Source organism: Streptomyces sp. NPDC055013, from assembly GCF_053608645.1.
In genome coordinates this window covers 49,317-66,041 of record NZ_JBSGVW010000038.1, presented here as the reverse complement: position 1 = coordinate 66,041, position 16,725 = coordinate 49,317, and the positions used below count along the sequence as shown (strand labels likewise).

At 72.0% G+C, this 16,725-nt stretch carries 11 protein-coding genes; 6 read left to right on the top strand and 5 right to left on the bottom strand.

Features of this window, described 5'->3' with window-relative positions:
• Position 1: 1 nt before the first annotated feature.
• Positions 2-691, bottom strand: a complete 690-nt coding sequence (gene ftsE / locus ACWGDB_RS34255) for a cell division ATP-binding protein FtsE (protein WP_383616869.1) — start codon at positions 689-691, stop codon at positions 2-4.
• A 233-nt stretch (positions 692-924) separates the two neighbouring features.
• Here ftsE and ACWGDB_RS34250 point away from each other — a divergent pair, with 233 nt between their 5' ends.
• Entirely contained in the window at positions 925-1,119 is a 195-nt protein-coding gene (locus ACWGDB_RS34250; RefSeq protein ID WP_427844733.1) for a hypothetical protein, read from the top strand.
• A gap of 116 nt (positions 1,120-1,235) precedes the next feature.
• Here the strand turns inward: ACWGDB_RS34250 and ACWGDB_RS34245 are convergent, their stop codons facing one another.
• From ACWGDB_RS34245 to ACWGDB_RS34230, 4 genes are all read right to left on the bottom strand, one after another.
• Positions 1,236-1,841 carry an LPXTG cell wall anchor domain-containing protein gene (locus ACWGDB_RS34245; protein WP_453826033.1) on the bottom strand — a complete coding sequence of 202 codons (606 nt, stop codon included), beginning with the start codon at positions 1,839-1,841 and terminating at the stop codon, positions 1,236-1,238.
• Between the two features lie 294 nt (positions 1,842-2,135).
• Positions 2,136-3,242, bottom strand: coding sequence for a peptide chain release factor 2 (prfB, locus tag ACWGDB_RS34240; RefSeq protein WP_453826032.1), 1,107 nt, complete (start codon positions 3,240-3,242; stop codon positions 2,136-2,138).
• 103 nt (positions 3,243-3,345) lie between these two features.
• A complete protein-coding gene (locus ACWGDB_RS34235; protein WP_453826031.1) occupies positions 3,346-4,587 on the bottom strand; it encodes a serine/threonine-protein kinase in 1,242 nt (413 codons plus the stop codon).
• 135 nt (positions 4,588-4,722) lie between these two features.
• Positions 4,723-6,411, bottom strand: coding sequence for a serine/threonine-protein kinase (locus ACWGDB_RS34230; RefSeq protein ID WP_453826030.1), 1,689 nt, complete (start codon positions 6,409-6,411; stop codon positions 4,723-4,725).
• Between the two features lie 370 nt (positions 6,412-6,781).
• Between ACWGDB_RS34230 and ACWGDB_RS34225 the strand changes: the two genes are divergently transcribed.
• The 5 genes from ACWGDB_RS34225 to ACWGDB_RS34205 all read left to right on the top strand — a co-directional run bounded on the left by ACWGDB_RS34225 (position 6,782) and on the right by ACWGDB_RS34205 (position 16,579).
• Complete coding sequence (locus ACWGDB_RS34225; protein ID WP_453826055.1) at positions 6,782-10,249, top strand: FHA domain-containing protein; 3,468 nt, start codon at positions 6,782-6,784, stop codon at positions 10,247-10,249.
• A gap of 243 nt (positions 10,250-10,492) precedes the next feature.
• The gene (locus ACWGDB_RS34220; RefSeq protein WP_453826029.1) at positions 10,493-11,875 is read left to right on the top strand and encodes an ABC transporter substrate-binding protein; all 1,383 of its coding nucleotides are present in this window, start codon (positions 10,493-10,495) and stop codon (positions 11,873-11,875) included.
• Between the two features lie 4 nt (positions 11,876-11,879).
• The gene (locus tag ACWGDB_RS34215) at positions 11,880-13,226 is read left to right on the top strand and encodes a carbohydrate ABC transporter permease (protein WP_453826028.1); all 1,347 of its coding nucleotides are present in this window, start codon (positions 11,880-11,882) and stop codon (positions 13,224-13,226) included.
• Positions 13,223-14,137 (top strand): carbohydrate ABC transporter permease, encoded by a 915-nt coding sequence (locus ACWGDB_RS34210; protein WP_453826027.1) that lies wholly within the window; start codon positions 13,223-13,225, stop codon positions 14,135-14,137. The genes ACWGDB_RS34215 and ACWGDB_RS34210 overlap by 4 nt, the downstream gene beginning before the upstream one ends.
• A gap of 168 nt (positions 14,138-14,305) precedes the next feature.
• Positions 14,306-16,579, top strand: coding sequence for a bifunctional glycosyltransferase/CDP-glycerol:glycerophosphate glycerophosphotransferase (locus ACWGDB_RS34205; protein ID WP_453826026.1), 2,274 nt, complete (start codon positions 14,306-14,308; stop codon positions 16,577-16,579).
• Positions 16,580-16,725: the final 146 nt, after the last annotated feature.

The following is a 16,725-nucleotide window of genomic DNA, read 5'->3' as shown; positions in this document are numbered from 1 at the left end:
GTCAGTGCTGGTAGCCGTAGACGCCGCGTGCCTGGTCGCGGACGAGGCGGCCCTTCTCCAGCTCGATGACGCGCTTGCGCATCTGGTCCACGATGTTCTGGTCGTGCGTCGCCATCACCACGGTGGTGCCCGTCCGGTTGATCCGGTCGAGCAGCTTCATGATGCCGACGGAGGTCTGCGGGTCGAGGTTGCCGGTGGGCTCGTCGGCGATCAGCAGCTTGGGCCGGTTGACGAAGGCCCGGGCGATCGCCACCCGCTGCTGCTCACCACCGGAGAGCTCACCGGGCATCCGGTCCTCCTTGCCGCCCAGCCCGACGAGGTCGAGCACCTGCGGCACGGACTTGCGGATCTCGCCACGGGACTTGCCGATGACCTCCTGCGCGAAGGCCACGTTCTCGGCGACCGTCTTGTTCGGCAGCAGCCGGAAGTCCTGGAACACGGTCCCCAGCTGGCGGCGCATCTGCGGCACCTTCCAGTTGGACAGACGCGCGAGGTCCTTGCCCAGGACGTGCACCTGCCCGTGAGTGCACCGCTCCTCGCGGAGGATCAGCCGCAGGAACGTGGACTTTCCGGAGCCGGAGGACCCGACGAGGAACACGAACTCGCCCCTCTCCACTTCCAGGGAGACATCCCTGAGTGCCGGGCGGGTCTGCTTGGGGTAGACCTTGGAGACGTTGTCGAGTCGGATCACGGGTGCACCATGGGTCGCCGGGGGTAGATGAGCGTGACCATACGCGAACCAGGGGTAGGGGCGCAGGCACCGGGAGGGGTTGCGTGAGGCTTGTGCATTTTGTGCCGGGTTGGCAACCAGCCCTCCGAGAGCGCCCGCGCCCTTTCCCGGGGAACCTGGCATTGTGGAGGGGGGAACGTTCTCGGGGCCGAACCCGTTGAACCCCCCGGAGGAACTGGCTAGGAGGGTGGCGCATGACGTACGACCGGCTGGTGTGCGCGAACTGTGCCGCGCCCGTGAGTGAGGGCCGCTGCCCCGTGTGCCGGGCGAACCGTGAGCGGCTGCAGCAGGAGAACCTGTTTGCGGGCCTGAACCCGATGACGCTGATCGCCCTGCTGGCGGTGCTGATCGCGGCCGTGGCACTGCTGGCGCACCAGACGGCGGCATAGGGCGACGCCCGCACCATGTACTGACGTGCGGACATGACGAGGGGCCCGGAGCGACATGCGCTCCGGGCCCCTCGGCCGTACGGCGTGAATCACGCAGCGTGGACGACCGGCTACCGTCAGGCAGCCGCACCGCCACGGCCGCCCACGAGGCGCGGCAGAATGCGGAAGCCGATACCACCGGCGATCATCGTGGCGGCGCCGACCAGCAGGAACGTGGTCTCAGCGGCACCGGTCTCGGCGAGCTCCTCACCGTTGCCCTGGGCGGACGTGTTGGCGCCGGTGCCCGTGCTGTCGGTGTTGGTCTCCGTCAGGGAGGAGGAACCCTCTTCCTGGGGGGACGTGCCACCGTCGGGGTCGGTGTTGTCGTTGCCGCCGCCGTTGTCGCCGTTGTCGCCACCCGGGGTGGTCGGCTCGGTGGTCGGGTCCTCGGTGGGCTCCTGCGGCTCGGTCGGCTCGTCAGTGGGCTCCGTCGGGTCGACCGTGGGCTCGTCCGTCGGCTCGACCGGGTCCGTCGGGAGGGACGTCGGGATACCCGTGTCCGTCGGCTCGGGCGTGGGCGGGTCCGTCGGATCGTCGTTCCCGCACAGGAAGTCGAGAACGGGGACGCACGGGTCGTCCGACGGAGCGGCAGATGCGGCACCCGCAGCGGTCAGCGAGGCACCGGCCGCGATCACGGCACCGGCCGCGAGGCGCGCGATACGGATCCGCGTCTTCTTCGTCATGTGGTTGCTACCCCCAGTAGCTGAATCGTCAGTGAGGCGGCGCTCGGGGGCCGTGATCGACGGAGGACGTCGCTTAACTCGAATCCCCCGGTTCACATGCGCCCCAGAGATACGCATGCCACGCTTTACCCTTCCCATTTTTCAAAGACACGTCAAGGCCGTTTGCGGGCGCCATGTCCAAATACGGGAGCTATGCATGGGGTTGGAGAGTGTGAGTGTGATGTAAAACCCAGACATGCAGGCACAGAAAAGGCAACTGCCGCCGGAGTGGCGGCAGTTGCCTTGTCGACAAAGTTACTTCTCCTGCTGCTTGCGCCAGCGAATCCCGGCCTCCAGGAACCCGTCGAGCTCACCGTTGAACACGGCCTCGGGGTTGCCGACTTCGAACTCGGTGCGCAGGTCCTTGACCATCTGGTACGGGTGCAGCACGTACGACCGCATCTGGTTGCCCCAGGAGTTGCCGCCGTCGCCCTTCAGGGCGTCCATCTTGGCCTGCTCCTCCTGACGGCGCCGCTCGAGCAGCTTGGCCTGGAGGACGTTCATCGCGGTCGCCTTGTTCTGGATCTGCGACCGCTCGTTCTGGCAGGAGACGACGATGCCGGTGGGGAGGTGGGTGAGGCGCACCGCGGAGTCGGTGGTGTTCACACCCTGACCGCCGGGACCGGACGACCGGTACACATCCACCCGCAGCTCGGACTCGTCGATCTCGATGTGGTCGGTCTGCTCGACCACGGGAAGGATCTCGACGCCCGCGAAGGAGGTCTGGCGGCGCCCCTGGTTGTCGAAGGGCGAGATCCGCACGAGCCGGTGGGTGCCCTGCTCGACCGAGAGCGTGCCGTAGGCGTACGGCACCTGCACGGCGAAGGTGGTCGACTTGATGCCGGCCTCTTCCGCGTACGACGTCTCGTAGATCTCGGTCTTGTAGCCCTTCTGCTCCGCCCAGCGCAGATACATCCGCTGCAGCTTCTCGGCGAAGTCGGCGGCGTCGACGCCGCCCGCCTCGGCACGGATGTTGACGAGCGCCTCCCGGGAGTCGTACTCGCCGCTGAGGAGCGTCCGCACCTCCATCTCGTCCAGCGCCTTGCGGACGGCGGAGAGCTCGGACTCGGCCTCGGCGCGGGTGTCCGGGTCGTCCTCCTCCTCGGCCATCTCGAACAGCACGGCGAGATCGTCGATCCGGCCACGCAGGGCTTCGGCCTTCCGCACCTCGGCCTGGAGGTGGGAGAGCTTGCTGGTGATCTTCTGCGCCTCGTCCGGGTTGTCCCACAGGGACGGCGCGGCCGCCTGCTCCTCGAGCACGGCGATGTCTGCCCTCAGCTTGTCGAGGTCCAGAACGGCCTCGATCGACTCCATGGTCGAGGAGAGGGACTTGAGCTCTTCGGATACATCGACGACTGCCACGCCTCCAGCGTAACGGCTCCGCCAAGCGGGCCATGCCGGGTGACCGTGCCCGAGGGCGTGCCCGGTGTCACCGCTGCCGTGAGGGGCGGCGGGGGCGAGGAGACTACGGGGTCGCCGGAGCCGTGTTGTTCGTGTCCTGGGGTGTGGCCCCGGCGTCGTCCTCCGACGTCGCCAGCCACGCGCCCACCCCGGCCGCCGCGACCAGCACCACCGCTGCCGCCCCCACCGCCACCCGGCGCCGGCGCGTCACTGCACGATGGCGTGCGGAGCCCGGGCGCGGGGCACCCGCCGCCCGGGGCACCCGGGCCGTACCCCGCGCGCCCCCGGCCAGCTCGTCGGGCCCCGGCACCCTCATCGACGTATGCGTGTCCCGGTTGGAGTCCGCCGGCTTCGCGCCCGGCACCAACGGGACCGCGCCCCGCCGCCGCACCCGCTCCCCCGCCGGCGCCGCCTCCTCGGCGACCGGAGCCTCGTCCTCCGCAGGCTCCGCGTCCGGCTCGTCAACGTCCAGCGGCGGCATCCCGGCCACCAACGGCAGCAGCTCCCGCAGCCGCGCCCCGAGCTCCGACGCCCGCAGCCGCGAGGCCGGTGCCTTCGCCAGGCACTGCACGAGCAGCTGCCAGAGCTCGTCGGGGATGCCGGGCAGCGGCGCCACACTCTCCGTGACATGACGGCGGAGCACCGCGCCCGGGTGGCCGCCGCCGAAGGGGGTGAAGCCCGCGAGAAGCTCGTACAGGACGGTCGCCAGTGCGTAGATGTCGACCGCGGCCCGTGGCGGCAGCCCCTCCACGATCTCCGGCGCCAGGTAGTCCGGCGTCCCGATGATCTTCGTGGCGCGGGTGCGACGCGGTGAGTCGATGAGCTTCGCCACACCGAAGTCCGTCAGCAGGGCGGGATGGGCACCCCCGGGACCCAGCGGCCCCTGCATGTCCAGCAGGACGTTCTCGGGCTTGACGTCCCGGTGCACGACCCCGGCCGCATGCGCCGCCGCCAGCCCGTCGGCGACGTCCGCGACGATCGCCACGGCCGCCTCGGGCGCGAGTCGCCGCTCGCGGTCGAGCCGGGTGCGCAGGTCCGTGCCCCGGACCAGGTCCATGACCAGCGCGAGGTCGTTGCCGTCGACCACGAGGTCGCGTACGGAGACCACGTTCGGATGCTCCAGGCCGAGCAGGGCCGTGCGCTCCTGCACGAAGCGTCCGACGAGTTCCTGGTCGGACGCGAGGTCCTCGCGCAGCAGCTTGATGGCGACGGGCCCCTCGGGCCCCTCGCCCAGCCACACCGTGCCGGCGCTGCCCCGCCCCAGGATCTGGTTGGCGGTGTACCGGCTGCCGATCTTCCGTGCCAAGGCTGCTCCTACAGACGCGTGTGTCGCTAAAACTACGCGTCCGAGGAGCCAACCTTCACCGCCGAGGCGGAAATCACCCGCCCGGTGTCGACAAATAACCAAACCAGCCGACGCCGTACCGCGTCGGCCCCCGGGTCAGCCCGTGCCCGAGCCCCCGCCCGAACCGCCCAGGTCTCCGATCCACCCGCTCACGGTGCCGAACCAGTCGCTGAGCTGCTCCCAGTAGCCCTTGCCCGTGCCGATCCACTCCTGCAAGGGGCTCAGCTCCCAGACCAGCCAGCCCGCGACGAACAGGATGACGATCGTGAAGAGGCATCCCTTGAGGCAGCCGAGCCCGGGGATCCGCATCGGGTTGCGGCTGCGCTGACGCGGCTGACGCGGCTCGCGCTGGGGCCGCTGCGGCTCTGGCGTGGGCGGCGGGGCGTACCGCTGGGGCTGCTGCTGCGGCTGACGCGGCGGGGCGTACTGCTGCGGCTGGTGCTGCTGCGGATGGCCGTAACCCTGCTGCCGGCCCTGCGGCGGCCGCTGCTGCTGGGGCTGCTGCTGCGGGCGGGCGACCTGGCGCTGGGGGCGCCGGCGCAGCGGGTCCTGGTTGGGGTCGAGGTACTGGACCTGTGTCTGCTCGTTGCGGTCCCGGGCGGCACGCAGCTGGTTCTGCCAGGGGTGCGGGTCCTCGGGGCCCGGCCGGCCGGGCTGTCCCGGCGGCACGGGCGGCATCACGGCCGTCGGGTCGGCGGCGCCCCGTCCACCGGGGCCACCCGTGTTCGGCAGTACGGCCGTGGGGTCCGCGGCGCCCGCCGGGCCGGGGGCGCCGGTGTGCGGCAGGACGCTGGTCGCGCCGTTCGGGTCGTACGCGCCCGCGCCGTGCTGCATCACCTGGGTGGGGTCGGCCGAGCCCGGCACGGCTGCCGGCGCCGGGTCGGGGGCGAGCAGCGCTGCGACGCCCTCGGCCGCCGCGATCTGCGCGGAGTTCGCGTGCACTCCGATGCCCTCGGCGACGACGCGCAGGCCGCGGGCGAGGTTCTCGGCGCTGGGCCGTTCGTCGGGGTTCTTGCGCAGGCACCGTTCTATGACCGTCCACAGCGGGTCGGGGACCGTGGACGGGCGGCGCGGCTCGGCGCTCAGGTGCTGGTGCAGGACCTCCAGGGCGGAGCCGCCGCCGAACGGCGGACGGCCGGTGAGCAGCTCGTAGAGGAGGATCCCGGCGCCGTAGATGTCGACGGCGGAGGTCTGCGGGCGGCCCTCGGCGGACTCGGGCGCGATGTACGCGGGCGTGCCGACGAACTCGTGCGTGCGGGTCAGGCCCGGGGAGTCGGCGAGGCGGGCGATGCCGAAGTCGGTCAGCATCGGGTGCATCTGGCCGCCGTTCTGCTGGAGCAGGACGTTGGCGGGCTTGAGGTCGCGGTGAACGACGCCGTCGGCGTGGCTGCAGGCCAGCGCGTCGGCGATCTGCGCGGTGAGCAGGGACGCGGCGACCGGGGTGAAGGGGCCGTTCTCGCGCAGGTAGCGGTGCAGGTCGGGGCCGTCGATGAGGTCCATGACGAGCGCCAGCAGCTCACCCTCGACGACCAGGTCACGGACCCGGACGATGTTCGGGTGGGTCAGCCGGAGCAGGACGGACCGCTCCCGCAGGAACCGCATGACGATGTCCGCGTCACTCGCGAGCTCCTCCTTGAGGACCTTGATCGCGACGGTCTCGCCGGGCTGCCCCTGCACCGCGGCCTCGGCGCCCGCGGTCTCCCGCTGGCGGGCCCGCCAGACGGTCCCCGTGGCGCCGCGACCCAGCGGCTCCTCGAGGAAGTACTTGCTGCCTACCGGCCGCACGTCGCGCTCCCTGCTGCTTGCCTACGTTCCGACCCACTGTAGTGCCGTGCCCCGTGGCACCGACCTGTCCTCATTCTGTGCGTCTTACGTACGGCTTCCCGTACATGTTCGAAGGAAAGACGCTCGGCTCTGTCTTGTGGTTGCCGCAAGCGGACGTGACCGATCTCAAGCGGTCGTCGGTAGGTCATCTGTCAGGCACTTTTGCGGGCAGAGCCGACCAATCAAGATCACTTGTCTTCGGGCGGGGGGCGCGTTGTCAGTGGCAGGTGCGAGGATGCGTGCAGTACTGGCCGATGTGCTCGTGTGGGGTGGGGAGGGCCGTCTTGGAGGGCCCTGTTCCGCGTCCGCGCAGAAGGGACCGCTGACGCCGATGCAGATCCGGCTGACCGTCGTAGACCCACTGGCCCCGCCTGCCCCGGCGCGTGGCCGCGCCGCGAGCTGCGACGTGCTGGTGACGGCACCAGCGGGCACGGCCCTGGCCGCGGTGGCCTCGGCACTCGCCTCGGCGGTGTCCGGGGGCGACGGCCCGATCGTGCTGTACGCGGGCGCGGAGCGCCTCGACGACCGGCGCAGCACACTCGGCGAGCCCCCTCTGATAGACGGCGCCGTACTCTCGATCGGCGCCCCGGCGGCGCCCGAGCCCCACCCCGAGCTGGACGACGCCCCGACCCAGCTCCATGTCGTGGCGGGCCCCGACGCGGGCGGGGTCCACCTGCTGCACGGCGGCGAGATCCGCATCGGCCGCTCCGCCGAGGCCGACGTACCGCTCGACGACCCGGACGTCTCCCGGCTGCACTGCGCGGTCACGGTCGCCGCCGACGGCCGTGTCTCGGTCGCAGACCTGGGCTCCACCAACGGCACGACGCTGGACGGCACCCGGCTGACCACCCGACCGGTGCGCTTCGTACCGGGCGCGCTGCTGCGGATCGGTGAGTCGGCCCTGCGGCTGGCTCCGGCCGGCGGCCCGGGGGCACGGGTGCGGACCGAGCCGGACGGGGAGGGGCACACCCGTGTGCCCGGCGGAGGCGACCGCGAGGCCGACGGCCCGGCGGCACCCGCGCGGGGTGACGCGGCGGTGCCGCACGCACGCGTGGCGGACGGAAGCGGCGCGGACGCCTCCTCGGGAGCGCGGCCGACCGCTCAGGAACACGGCACCGGCGAGCCGCCCGTCGTACCCGTCCAGGGCGGGGCACCGCGGATCGAGCGGCACGGCGGGTCGCAGCCGCCGCTCCCGGGACCGCGCGGAGACGACACGCACGGCGCGGGCTTCGGGGTGGGCACGCTCGACGGGCGTCGGGGCGAGGAGGACGCCCGGGACATGTTCCCTGATGCGTCCCCCACGGCCGCCGGGACCGGGCTCACCGACGACACAGCGGCCGGCGGCACCCGCAAGGGCACCCCGCTGCGGGGCACCGACATCCCGCCGGGCGTGCGCAGGCGCGGCGGTCTCACGGCGTGGGCGCGACGGCTGGCCGGCGGGCGCGGCGAGCAGGACGAGGTCCGGCGCGGGACGTACGACGTCGACGAGCCGGCCCAGGCGACCGGCCTCCCCTCGACGACGAGCCGCTCCCGGCTGCCGGAGGCCTGGCCGGATCCGGCGTCCCTGCTGCTGACCGCGCTGGGGCCCGGGCCCCGGCTGTGGGAGCGCTCGCCGGGTCACCCGGAGGCGCTCACGGTACGGCTCGGCACGGCCGACCGTGCGGCGCCCGACGGCTCGGGGCTGCTGCCCGCGGTGCCGGTGACCACCGATCTGCGGGAGGTCGGGGCGCTCGGCCTGGCCGGTCCGCGCGAGCGGCTCGCCGGGCTGGCCCGCGCGGTGCTCGCCCAACTCGCCTCGCTGCACTCGCCCGACGCCCTGGAGGTGGTCCTGCTCAGCGCGGACCGCGCCCGCCCGCTGCAGGAGCGCACCGCCGAGTGGGCATGGCTGGGCTGGCTCCCGCATGTCCGCCCCGGACACGGCCAGGACTGCCGCCTGCTGCTGGCCTACGACCGCGAACAGGCGGCGGCCCGCACCGAGGAGTTGCTGCGGCGGCTGGAGGACCTGACGGCGCAGCCGCGGGGCGCGGTGGCCGCAGCCGTGCCCGACGGACATGTGCCGGCGCAGCGTGCCGCTCGGCGGCCCTCGTGGGCACAGGACGACGTGCCCGGCGAGGGGGCGGACGGGTTCCCGGGGCCGTACACCGTGGTCGTCGTGGACGGCGATCCCGGGGGCGCCGATGTGCGCGAGGCGGTGGCGCGGCTGGCGTTGGAGGGGCCGCGGGCCGGGATCCACGTCGTGTGCCTCGCCGAGACGGCTTCGGCGTCGCCCGCGTCGCCGGTGACGGAGACCTACGAGGCGGCGTGCACGGCGGCGCCGGTGTTCCGGGAGTGCGGAGCGGTCGGGCTGCTCAGCGGGGACGTGGCGACGGCGCTGCGGCTGATGCGGGTGGCCCGGGGCGGATCGGGCGAACAGGCCGCCGTCGGAGGCGAGAGCGCCGCAGCTCACGGCACGGCCGGCGACGGCCCGGCCGGGCCCTGCGACGCCGCACCCGGCCCCACTCCCCCCGCAGCCACCCCGCACGGCCCCATCGGGCACGGCACCGTCGCCGCGCTGGACGCCGTCTCCCTCGCCTGGGCGGAGCGGTTCGCACGGGCCCTGGCGCCGTTGCGGACGGAAGGGACCGCCGGGGAGGGGCACGCGCGTGTGTCCGTGCCGTTGCCTCAGGCGGCGCGGCTGCTGGACGAGTTGGGGCTGGCCCGGGCCACCCCGGCGTCGCTGATGGCCCGGTGGGCCGACGCGGCCGACGACCCTCAGGCCCTCGGCGGGCGGGCGTGTGCCGTGCTCGGGGCCGGGCCGCGCGGGCCGGTCGGCGCGGACCTCGGCGCCGACGGACCGCACCTGCTGATCGAGGGGCCGCCCGGCAGTGGGCGGACGGAGTTGCTGCGGGCCCTCGTCGCGTCGCTCGCCGCGGCCGAGCGGCCGGACCGGCTGGGCGTCGTGCTGATCGACGGCCGGGACAGCGTCGGCGGGGGCGGCGGGCCCGCCGAGGGGTTGCGGGCGTGCACGGACATACCGCATGTGACCACGCACCTGACCGCCAACGACCCCGTCCGCATGCGGGAGTTCGCCCAGTCGCTCAGTGCCGAGCTGAAGCGGCGCGCGGAGCTGCTCGGGCGGTCCGACTTCGCCGAGTGGCACACCGGGCGGGCGCTGTCGGGCCGGATGGTGGCACAGCGCGCGGCGGGGGCCGGTGCCGGTGATCTCACGGGGGATCTGGACGCACCGTCCAGTTCCACGATCCGGCTGCGGCCGGGGGCGGCCCGTCGGCAGGCCGAGGCCGTGCCGCCGCTGCCCCGGCTCGTGGTCGTCGTGGACGACCTGGACGCGCTCGTCTCACCCGCGCTGGGATCGCCGGGCAGGCCGGCGGCGGGCTCGGTGATACGCGCGCTGGAGGCGGTGGCCCGCGAGGGCGAGCGGCTCGGTGTGCATCTGGTGGCCGCGGCGGCCATCGGTGGCCGTACGGCGGAGTCGGAGCCGGCGCGCCTGGCGACGCTGCGGGTGACGCTGGACGCGGTGACGGCGGGCCCGGACGAACCCGCGCCGGGGCGGGGCCGGCTGACCTGGGCGGACGGAAGAGCGGTGCCGTTCCAGGGCGGGCGGGTCACGGGACGTATCCCGCGGACGGCGACGCTGCGGCCCACCGTCGTGCCGCTGGAGTGGCACCGCATGGGCGATCCGCCGGCCCGGCGCCCGGTCCGCGAACTGGGGAACGGGCCCACGGACCTGGCGTTGCTGGCCAGTGCGGTGGAGAGGGCGGCGCGGGAGGTCGCGGCGACCGAGGTGCCCTCACTCCTGTGACGCCGGTCGGCGCAATCCAGCCCGTCCGGCGTTTGAGGACGAGGCCGTTCAGGCCGATAGCGGGGGTCTGGGGGCGGCAGCCTCCAGGGACGTTCACCCCAGCGCAGGGCCCCTGGTCACGAGCCGGTCACGATCTCCCACTTGACAGCGGACGCGGTCTTGCCGCCCCCAAACCCAGGGCGTAGACCAGATCGCACGGGACAGCGCTCGAACGTTCGACGAGGCACGAAGAACGGGGCAGTGATGCGCACCAGCACGAGCAGCAGGAACCGGACCAGCAAGGCCGTCAGGGCCGCGGCGGCCGTATGCGCGGGCGCCCTCGCACTCTCGCTCACCGCATGCGGAGGCGACGACAGCGACAGTGGCAACGAACAGGGCGGATCCGGCCAGGAGACCGCCGACACCGTCACCCTTCCCAAGTTGAACGGCGAGTCCCTCGAGGTCGCCGCCGTGTGGACCGGTGCCGAGCAGGAGAACTTCAAGAAGGTCCTCGCGGAGTTCGAGAAGCGCACCGGCGCGAAGGTCACCTTCGTGCCCGCCCAGGACCCGATCATCAACTTCCTCGGCTCGAAGGTCGCCGGCGGCCAGCCGCCGGACATCGCGATGCTGCCGCAGCCCGGCGCCATCAAGCAGGCCGTCGACAAGAAGTGGGCCAAGCCGCTGGGCGCCGAGGCGATCAAGGAGCTCCAGGAGAACTACTCGCAGGGCTGGCAGGACATCGGCAAGGTCGACAGCAAGCAGTACGGCGTCTACTACAAGGCCGCCAACAAGTCCCTGATCTGGTACAACGCCCAGGTCTTCGAGAACGCGGGGGCCACCGAGCCCAAGACGTGGGACGAACTGCTCACCACCGCGCAGACCGTCTACGACTCCGGCGTCACGCCGTTCTCCGTCGGCGGCGCGGAGGGCTGGACCCTCACCGACTGGTTCGAGAACGTCTACCTCTCGCAGGCGGGCCCGGAGAAGTACGACCAGCTGGCCAGGCACGAGATCAAGTGGACCGACCCGTCCGTGAAGGACGCGCTCACCACGCTCGCCCAGGTGTGGGGCAAGAAGGACTATGTGGCGGGCGGCGCGGACGGCGCGCTGCAGACGGACTTCCCGGCCTCCGTCACGCAGGTCTTCACCGGTGGGGACCAGCCGAAGGCCGCCATGGTCTACGAGGGCGACTTCGCGCAGGTCAACATCACGCAGGCCAAGGCGAAGGTCGGCACGGACGCGAAGGTGTTCCCGTTCCCGACCGTGGGTGACACCGCACCTGTCGTCTCCGGCGGCGACGCGGCCGTCATCCTGCAGGACTCCGAGGCCGCGCAGGCCCTGGCCACGTTCCTGGCCTCCCCGGACGCGGCGACCATCCAGGCGAAGCTGGGCGGTTACCTCTCGCCGAACAAGAACGTCCCCAACTCTGCGTATCCGAACGAGGTTCAGCAGAAGATCGCCAAGGCCCTGATCGACTCGGGTGACGACTTCCGCTTCGACATGTCCGACCAGGCCCCGCAGGCCTTCGGCGGGACGCCCGGCAAGGGCGAGTGGAAGGCGCTTCAGGACTTCCTGAAGAACCCGTCGGACGTCGCGGGCACACAGCAGAAGCTGGAAGCCGACGCGGCCGCGGCCTTCGGAAACTGACGCCATGGCGTCGACGGAAGCGGCAGGGGGTACTGCGCCCCCTGCCGCACCCAAGTCGCGCAAGAGCGTGACCGGCACGCGCAGGTCCGTGGTGGTGCTCTTCCTGCTGCCCGCTCTGGTGCTGCTCGGCGCGCTCGTGGTCTACCCGATCGGGTACTCGCTCGTCCGCAGTTTCTACGACCAGTCCGGCGACGGCCTGGCCGGATTCGACAACTACGAGGCGCTGTTCACGGACGACGGCATCCGTACGGCCCTCAAGAACAACGTGATCTGGGTGGTGTTCGCCCCGACGGTCGCCACCGCGCTCGGTCTGATCTTCGCGGTGCTGACCGAACGCGTGCGCTGGGGCACGGCGTTCAAGCTGGTCGTCTTCATGCCGATGGCGATCTCGATGCTGGCGGCGGGCATCATCTTCCGGCTGGTGTACGACCAGGATCCGGACAAGGGCGTCGCGAACGCGGTGTGGGTGGGCGTGCACGACACCTTCGCGCAGGCGTCGGCGTTCCCGAAGGCCCACCCGGGGCGGGAGTCGCCGCTCGAAGCGGCACCGGGCGGCGGGTTCATCACCAAGGACACCGTCAGCGCGGGCACCCCGGTCAGCCTTCCCCTGGTGGGCGTCGCGCCCGACCAGATGCCGGACGACTCCAAGGCGGCCGTACAGGCGAAGGCGGACCCGGCCGGGGTCACCGGCACGACCTGGCAGGACTTCACGCGCGGCAAGGGCGTCGGCACCCTCGGCGGGGTCGACGCGGCCGAGCTGGGCTATGCCGGGATGAAGATCGAGGCCGTCAAGGACGGCAAGGTGGTGGCCTCCACGAAGGCCGCCGACGACGGCACGTTCACGCTGCCGGCCGCCGCCGAGGGGGCCCAACTGCGGCTCCCCCCGGACAACTTCAAGGAGCCGTACAACGGCCTGGACTGGCTCGGCCCGTCCCTGGTCACGCCGGCCATCATCGGGTCGTACATCTGGATGTGGGCCGGGTTCGCGATGGTGCTGATCGCGGCCGGGCTCGCCGGCATCCCCCGCGATCTGCTGGAGGCGGCCCGCGTCGACGGCGCCAACGAGTGGCAGGTGTTCCGCCGCGTCACGGTGCCGCTGCTGGCGCCCGTCCTCGCGGTCGTCACCGTCACCCTGATGATCAACGTCCTGAAGATCTTCGACCTGGTCTTCATCATCGCCCCGGGTTCCTCCCAGGACGACGCGAACGTCCTGGCACTGGAGCTGTACCGCAAGGGCTTCTCCGAGGACCAGCCGGGCATCGCGAGCGCGATCGCGGTGTTCCTGCTGCTCCTGGTCATTCCCGTGATGTGGTTCAACATCCGTAGGCTCAGGCGGGAGGGCAGGCGATGAGTACCGATGTCGGCGGGCTCAGCAAGGCGGCTCCGCCGCCGCCCGAGACCGTGAAGACCGAGCAGTCCCTCGGCGGCCGGCTCGCCTCGTTCGTCAGCGGCGGGATTGTGCGGGTGTTCCTGATCCTCGTGGGCCTGTTCTGGCTGGTCCCGACGATCGGGCTGTTGCTGTCGTCGCTGCGCCCGCCGGAGGAGATGACCGCGAGCGGCTGGTGGGAGGTCTTCAGCAAGCCCTCCCAACTCACCTTCGACAGCTACGACAAGCTCCTGAGCAACAGCGACATCACCGACTCGATCCTGAACACCGTGCTGATCACGGTCCCGGCGACGGTCCTGGTCGTCGTGATCGGCTCGCTCGCGGGTTACGCGTTCGCGTGGATGGAGTTCCCGGGCCGCGACTGGTGGTTCCTGGGCGTGGTCGGCCTGCTGGTCGTGCCGGTGCAGGTGGCGCTGATCCCGATCGCCGAACTGTTCGGCAAGATCGGCATCTTCGGCTCCCTGACCGGCGTGATCCTCTTCCACGTCGGCTTCGGGCTGCCGTTCGCGGTGTTCCTGCTGCGGAATTTCTTCGCCGAGATCCCGAGAGAGCTGCTGGAGGCGGCCCGGCTGGACGGCGCCGGTGAACTGCGCCTGTTCTTCCGCGTCGTGATGCCGCTCGGCGGTCCGGCGATCGCCGCGCTCGGCATCTTCCAGTTCCTGTGGGTGTGGAACGACATGCTGGTCGCGCTGATCTTCACGGACTCCGGGAGCCAGCCGATCACGGTCGCCCTGCAGACGCAGGTACGGCAGTTCGGCAACAACATCGACGTCCTGGCACCCGGCGCGTTCATCTCCATGGTGATCCCCCTGGTCGTGTTCTTCGCGTTCCAGCGGCAGTTCGTGTCCGGCGTGATGGCGGGCGCGGTCAAGTAGGCGCAACCGCAACACGCTTGAGGGGGCGGCCCGTCATCGGTCCGCCCCCTCACGTTCATTCATGATCCCCCGTATGCCGTACCGCGGCGTAACCAAGTCACTCCATTGGCCGTTGCCGGGCAAGGCGCTGTCGCCGCCTACCGCCCCGGCCGACCCAGTGGATGTCCCTTGCCCAGGTTCAGTGTCATTGTCCCCGCGTACAAGGTTCAGGCGTACCTGCACGAGTGCCTGGAATCGGTGCTCTCGCAGTCGTATCCCGATCTCGAACTGATCGCCGTCGACGACTGCTCGCCGGACGCATGCGGCGCGATCATCGACGAGTTCGCGGCCCGCGATCCGCGCGTACACCCCGTGCACCTCGCACGGAACCAGGGCCTGGGACCCGCCCGCAACGCCGGTATGGCCGAGGCCACCGGCGACTACCTGGTCTTCCTCGACGGCGACGACACGCTCACCCCCGACGCCCTGCACGAGATCGCGGACCGGCTCAAGGAGACCGGCGAGCCGGACGTCCTGGTCTACGACTACGCGCGCACCTTCTGGACGGGCGAGACGATCCGCAACCAGGCCGCCGCCCAGCTCACCGAGGAGGGCCCGGCACCGTTCCGGCTGACGGACCGGCCGGGGCTGCTGCGGCTGCTGATGGTCGCCTGGAACAAGGCGTACCGGCGGGAGTTCGTCGAGGAGGAGGGCTTCACCTTCCCACCCGGCTACTACGAGGACACACCCTGGACGTATCCGGTCCTGATGACGGCGGAGTCGATCGCGACCCTGGACCGGGTGTGCGTGCACTACCGGCAGCGCCGCCGGGGCGCGATCCTCGGCACGGTCAGCCCGCGGCACTTCGACATCTTCGAGCAGTACGACCGTGTCTTCGCCTACGTCGACCGGAACCCCGAACTGGCGCGCTGGCGCCCGTTGTTGTTCCGCAGGATGGTCGACCACCTGGTCGTGGTGTTCGCCCGCCGGGACCGCCTCCCGCGCCGCAGCCGCGCCGCGTTCCTGCGCAAGGCCCGTACCCACTACCGCCGTTACCGCTCCCCCGGTGCCCCCGTCCCCCCGCGCAACCGCCTGCGGCACGGCCTGGTCCGCCTCGGCCTGCACCGCACATGGCGTGCCCTGCAGCTGGCGTCGGCCCTGCTGCGCCGCATCCGCAAACTCACCGATCGCCTGCTGAAGGGCCTGCGCGGCAGTGCCCTGCGTCTGCACTACCGCGTCCAGCGGCGCCTTCCCCTGCGCGCCGACCGCGCCGCCTTCGCGGCCCACGGCGTCCCCGGCCCCGGCGACAGCCCGGGCGCCCTGGAGCAGGCCTTCCGTACGCACGCCCCGCACATCCGCACCGCCTGGATCACCGGCCCGGACGCCGATGCCCAGCAGCGGGACACCGCCCCGTCCGGCCCGCGCCGGCTGCGCCCCGACACGGCCTCCTACTGGACGGCCCTGGCCCGTTCCAAGTACCTCGTCCACAACGACGGCTTCGACCGCCGCCTGGTCAAGCGCCCCGGCCAGGTCCTCGTGCAGACCCAACAGGGCACCCCGCTCGGTCACATGGGCCTGGACCTGGGCGAACGCCCCGCGGCGGCGGGGGGCACGGACGTCGACGAACTCCTCGACGACGTCGACAAGTGGGACTACGTCCTGTCCGCCAACCGGCACTCCACCCTGACCTGGGAGCGGGTGCACCCGGGCGGGTACACGACCCTCGAGTACGGCAGCCCCCGCAACGACGTCTTCCAGCAGGCGACGTCGGCGGACGTGACCCGGTTCCGCGAGCAGCTCGGCATCCCCGACGGCACGGTCGCGATCCTCTACGCCCCCGCCCACCGCGACTACCGGCGCACCCAGCGCACGACCCTCGACCTGCACCGCGTCCTGCGCCGCCTTGGCCCCCGCTTCGTCGTCCTGGCCCGCGCCGACCCGCGGCACGGCGGTCCCCTGACGCCCACCGCCGGCCGCGTCATCGACGTCACCGGCCATCCGTGCGTCGAGGAGCTGTGCCTGGCTTCGGACGCCCTGGTCACGGACTATTCGTCGATCATGTTCGACTACGCCAACCTGGACCGGCCGATCGTGCTCCACACCGACGACTGGGAGGCGTACGAGGCGGCCCGCGGCACCTACTTCGACGTGCGCTCCTTCCCGCCGGGCGCGGTGGCGCGCGGCGAGGACGAGCTGATCGACATCTTCGCCTCCGGCCACTGGCGGGGCTCGCGCTCCGCCCAGCTGAGGTCGGCGTTCCGGGAGCGTTTCTGCCCCCACGACGACGGGCGCGCCGCCGAGCGGGTCGTACGCCATGTGGTGCTGGGCGAGACCTGCCGCCCGCCCGTCGTGCCGCTCGGCAAGCGCCACCCCGTGCCGTCGCCGGCCGCGTCGCTCACGCACTCTCCGCTCGCGACAGTGCCGCAACCGACGGGGCGCCGGACCGTCACCGAGAGCCTCTGAACGCCGTTCTCACGGAAACGGAAGAGGAGTTCCCATGCCCTCCAGCCCGTCACGGCCCACGCCGACCCGGCCGTCCACCTGGCGTCCGGCCGGTCGGCCCGGCCGTACTCGCGCCGGCTGAGGCCGGCCCCGGCCCGCTGAGGAAC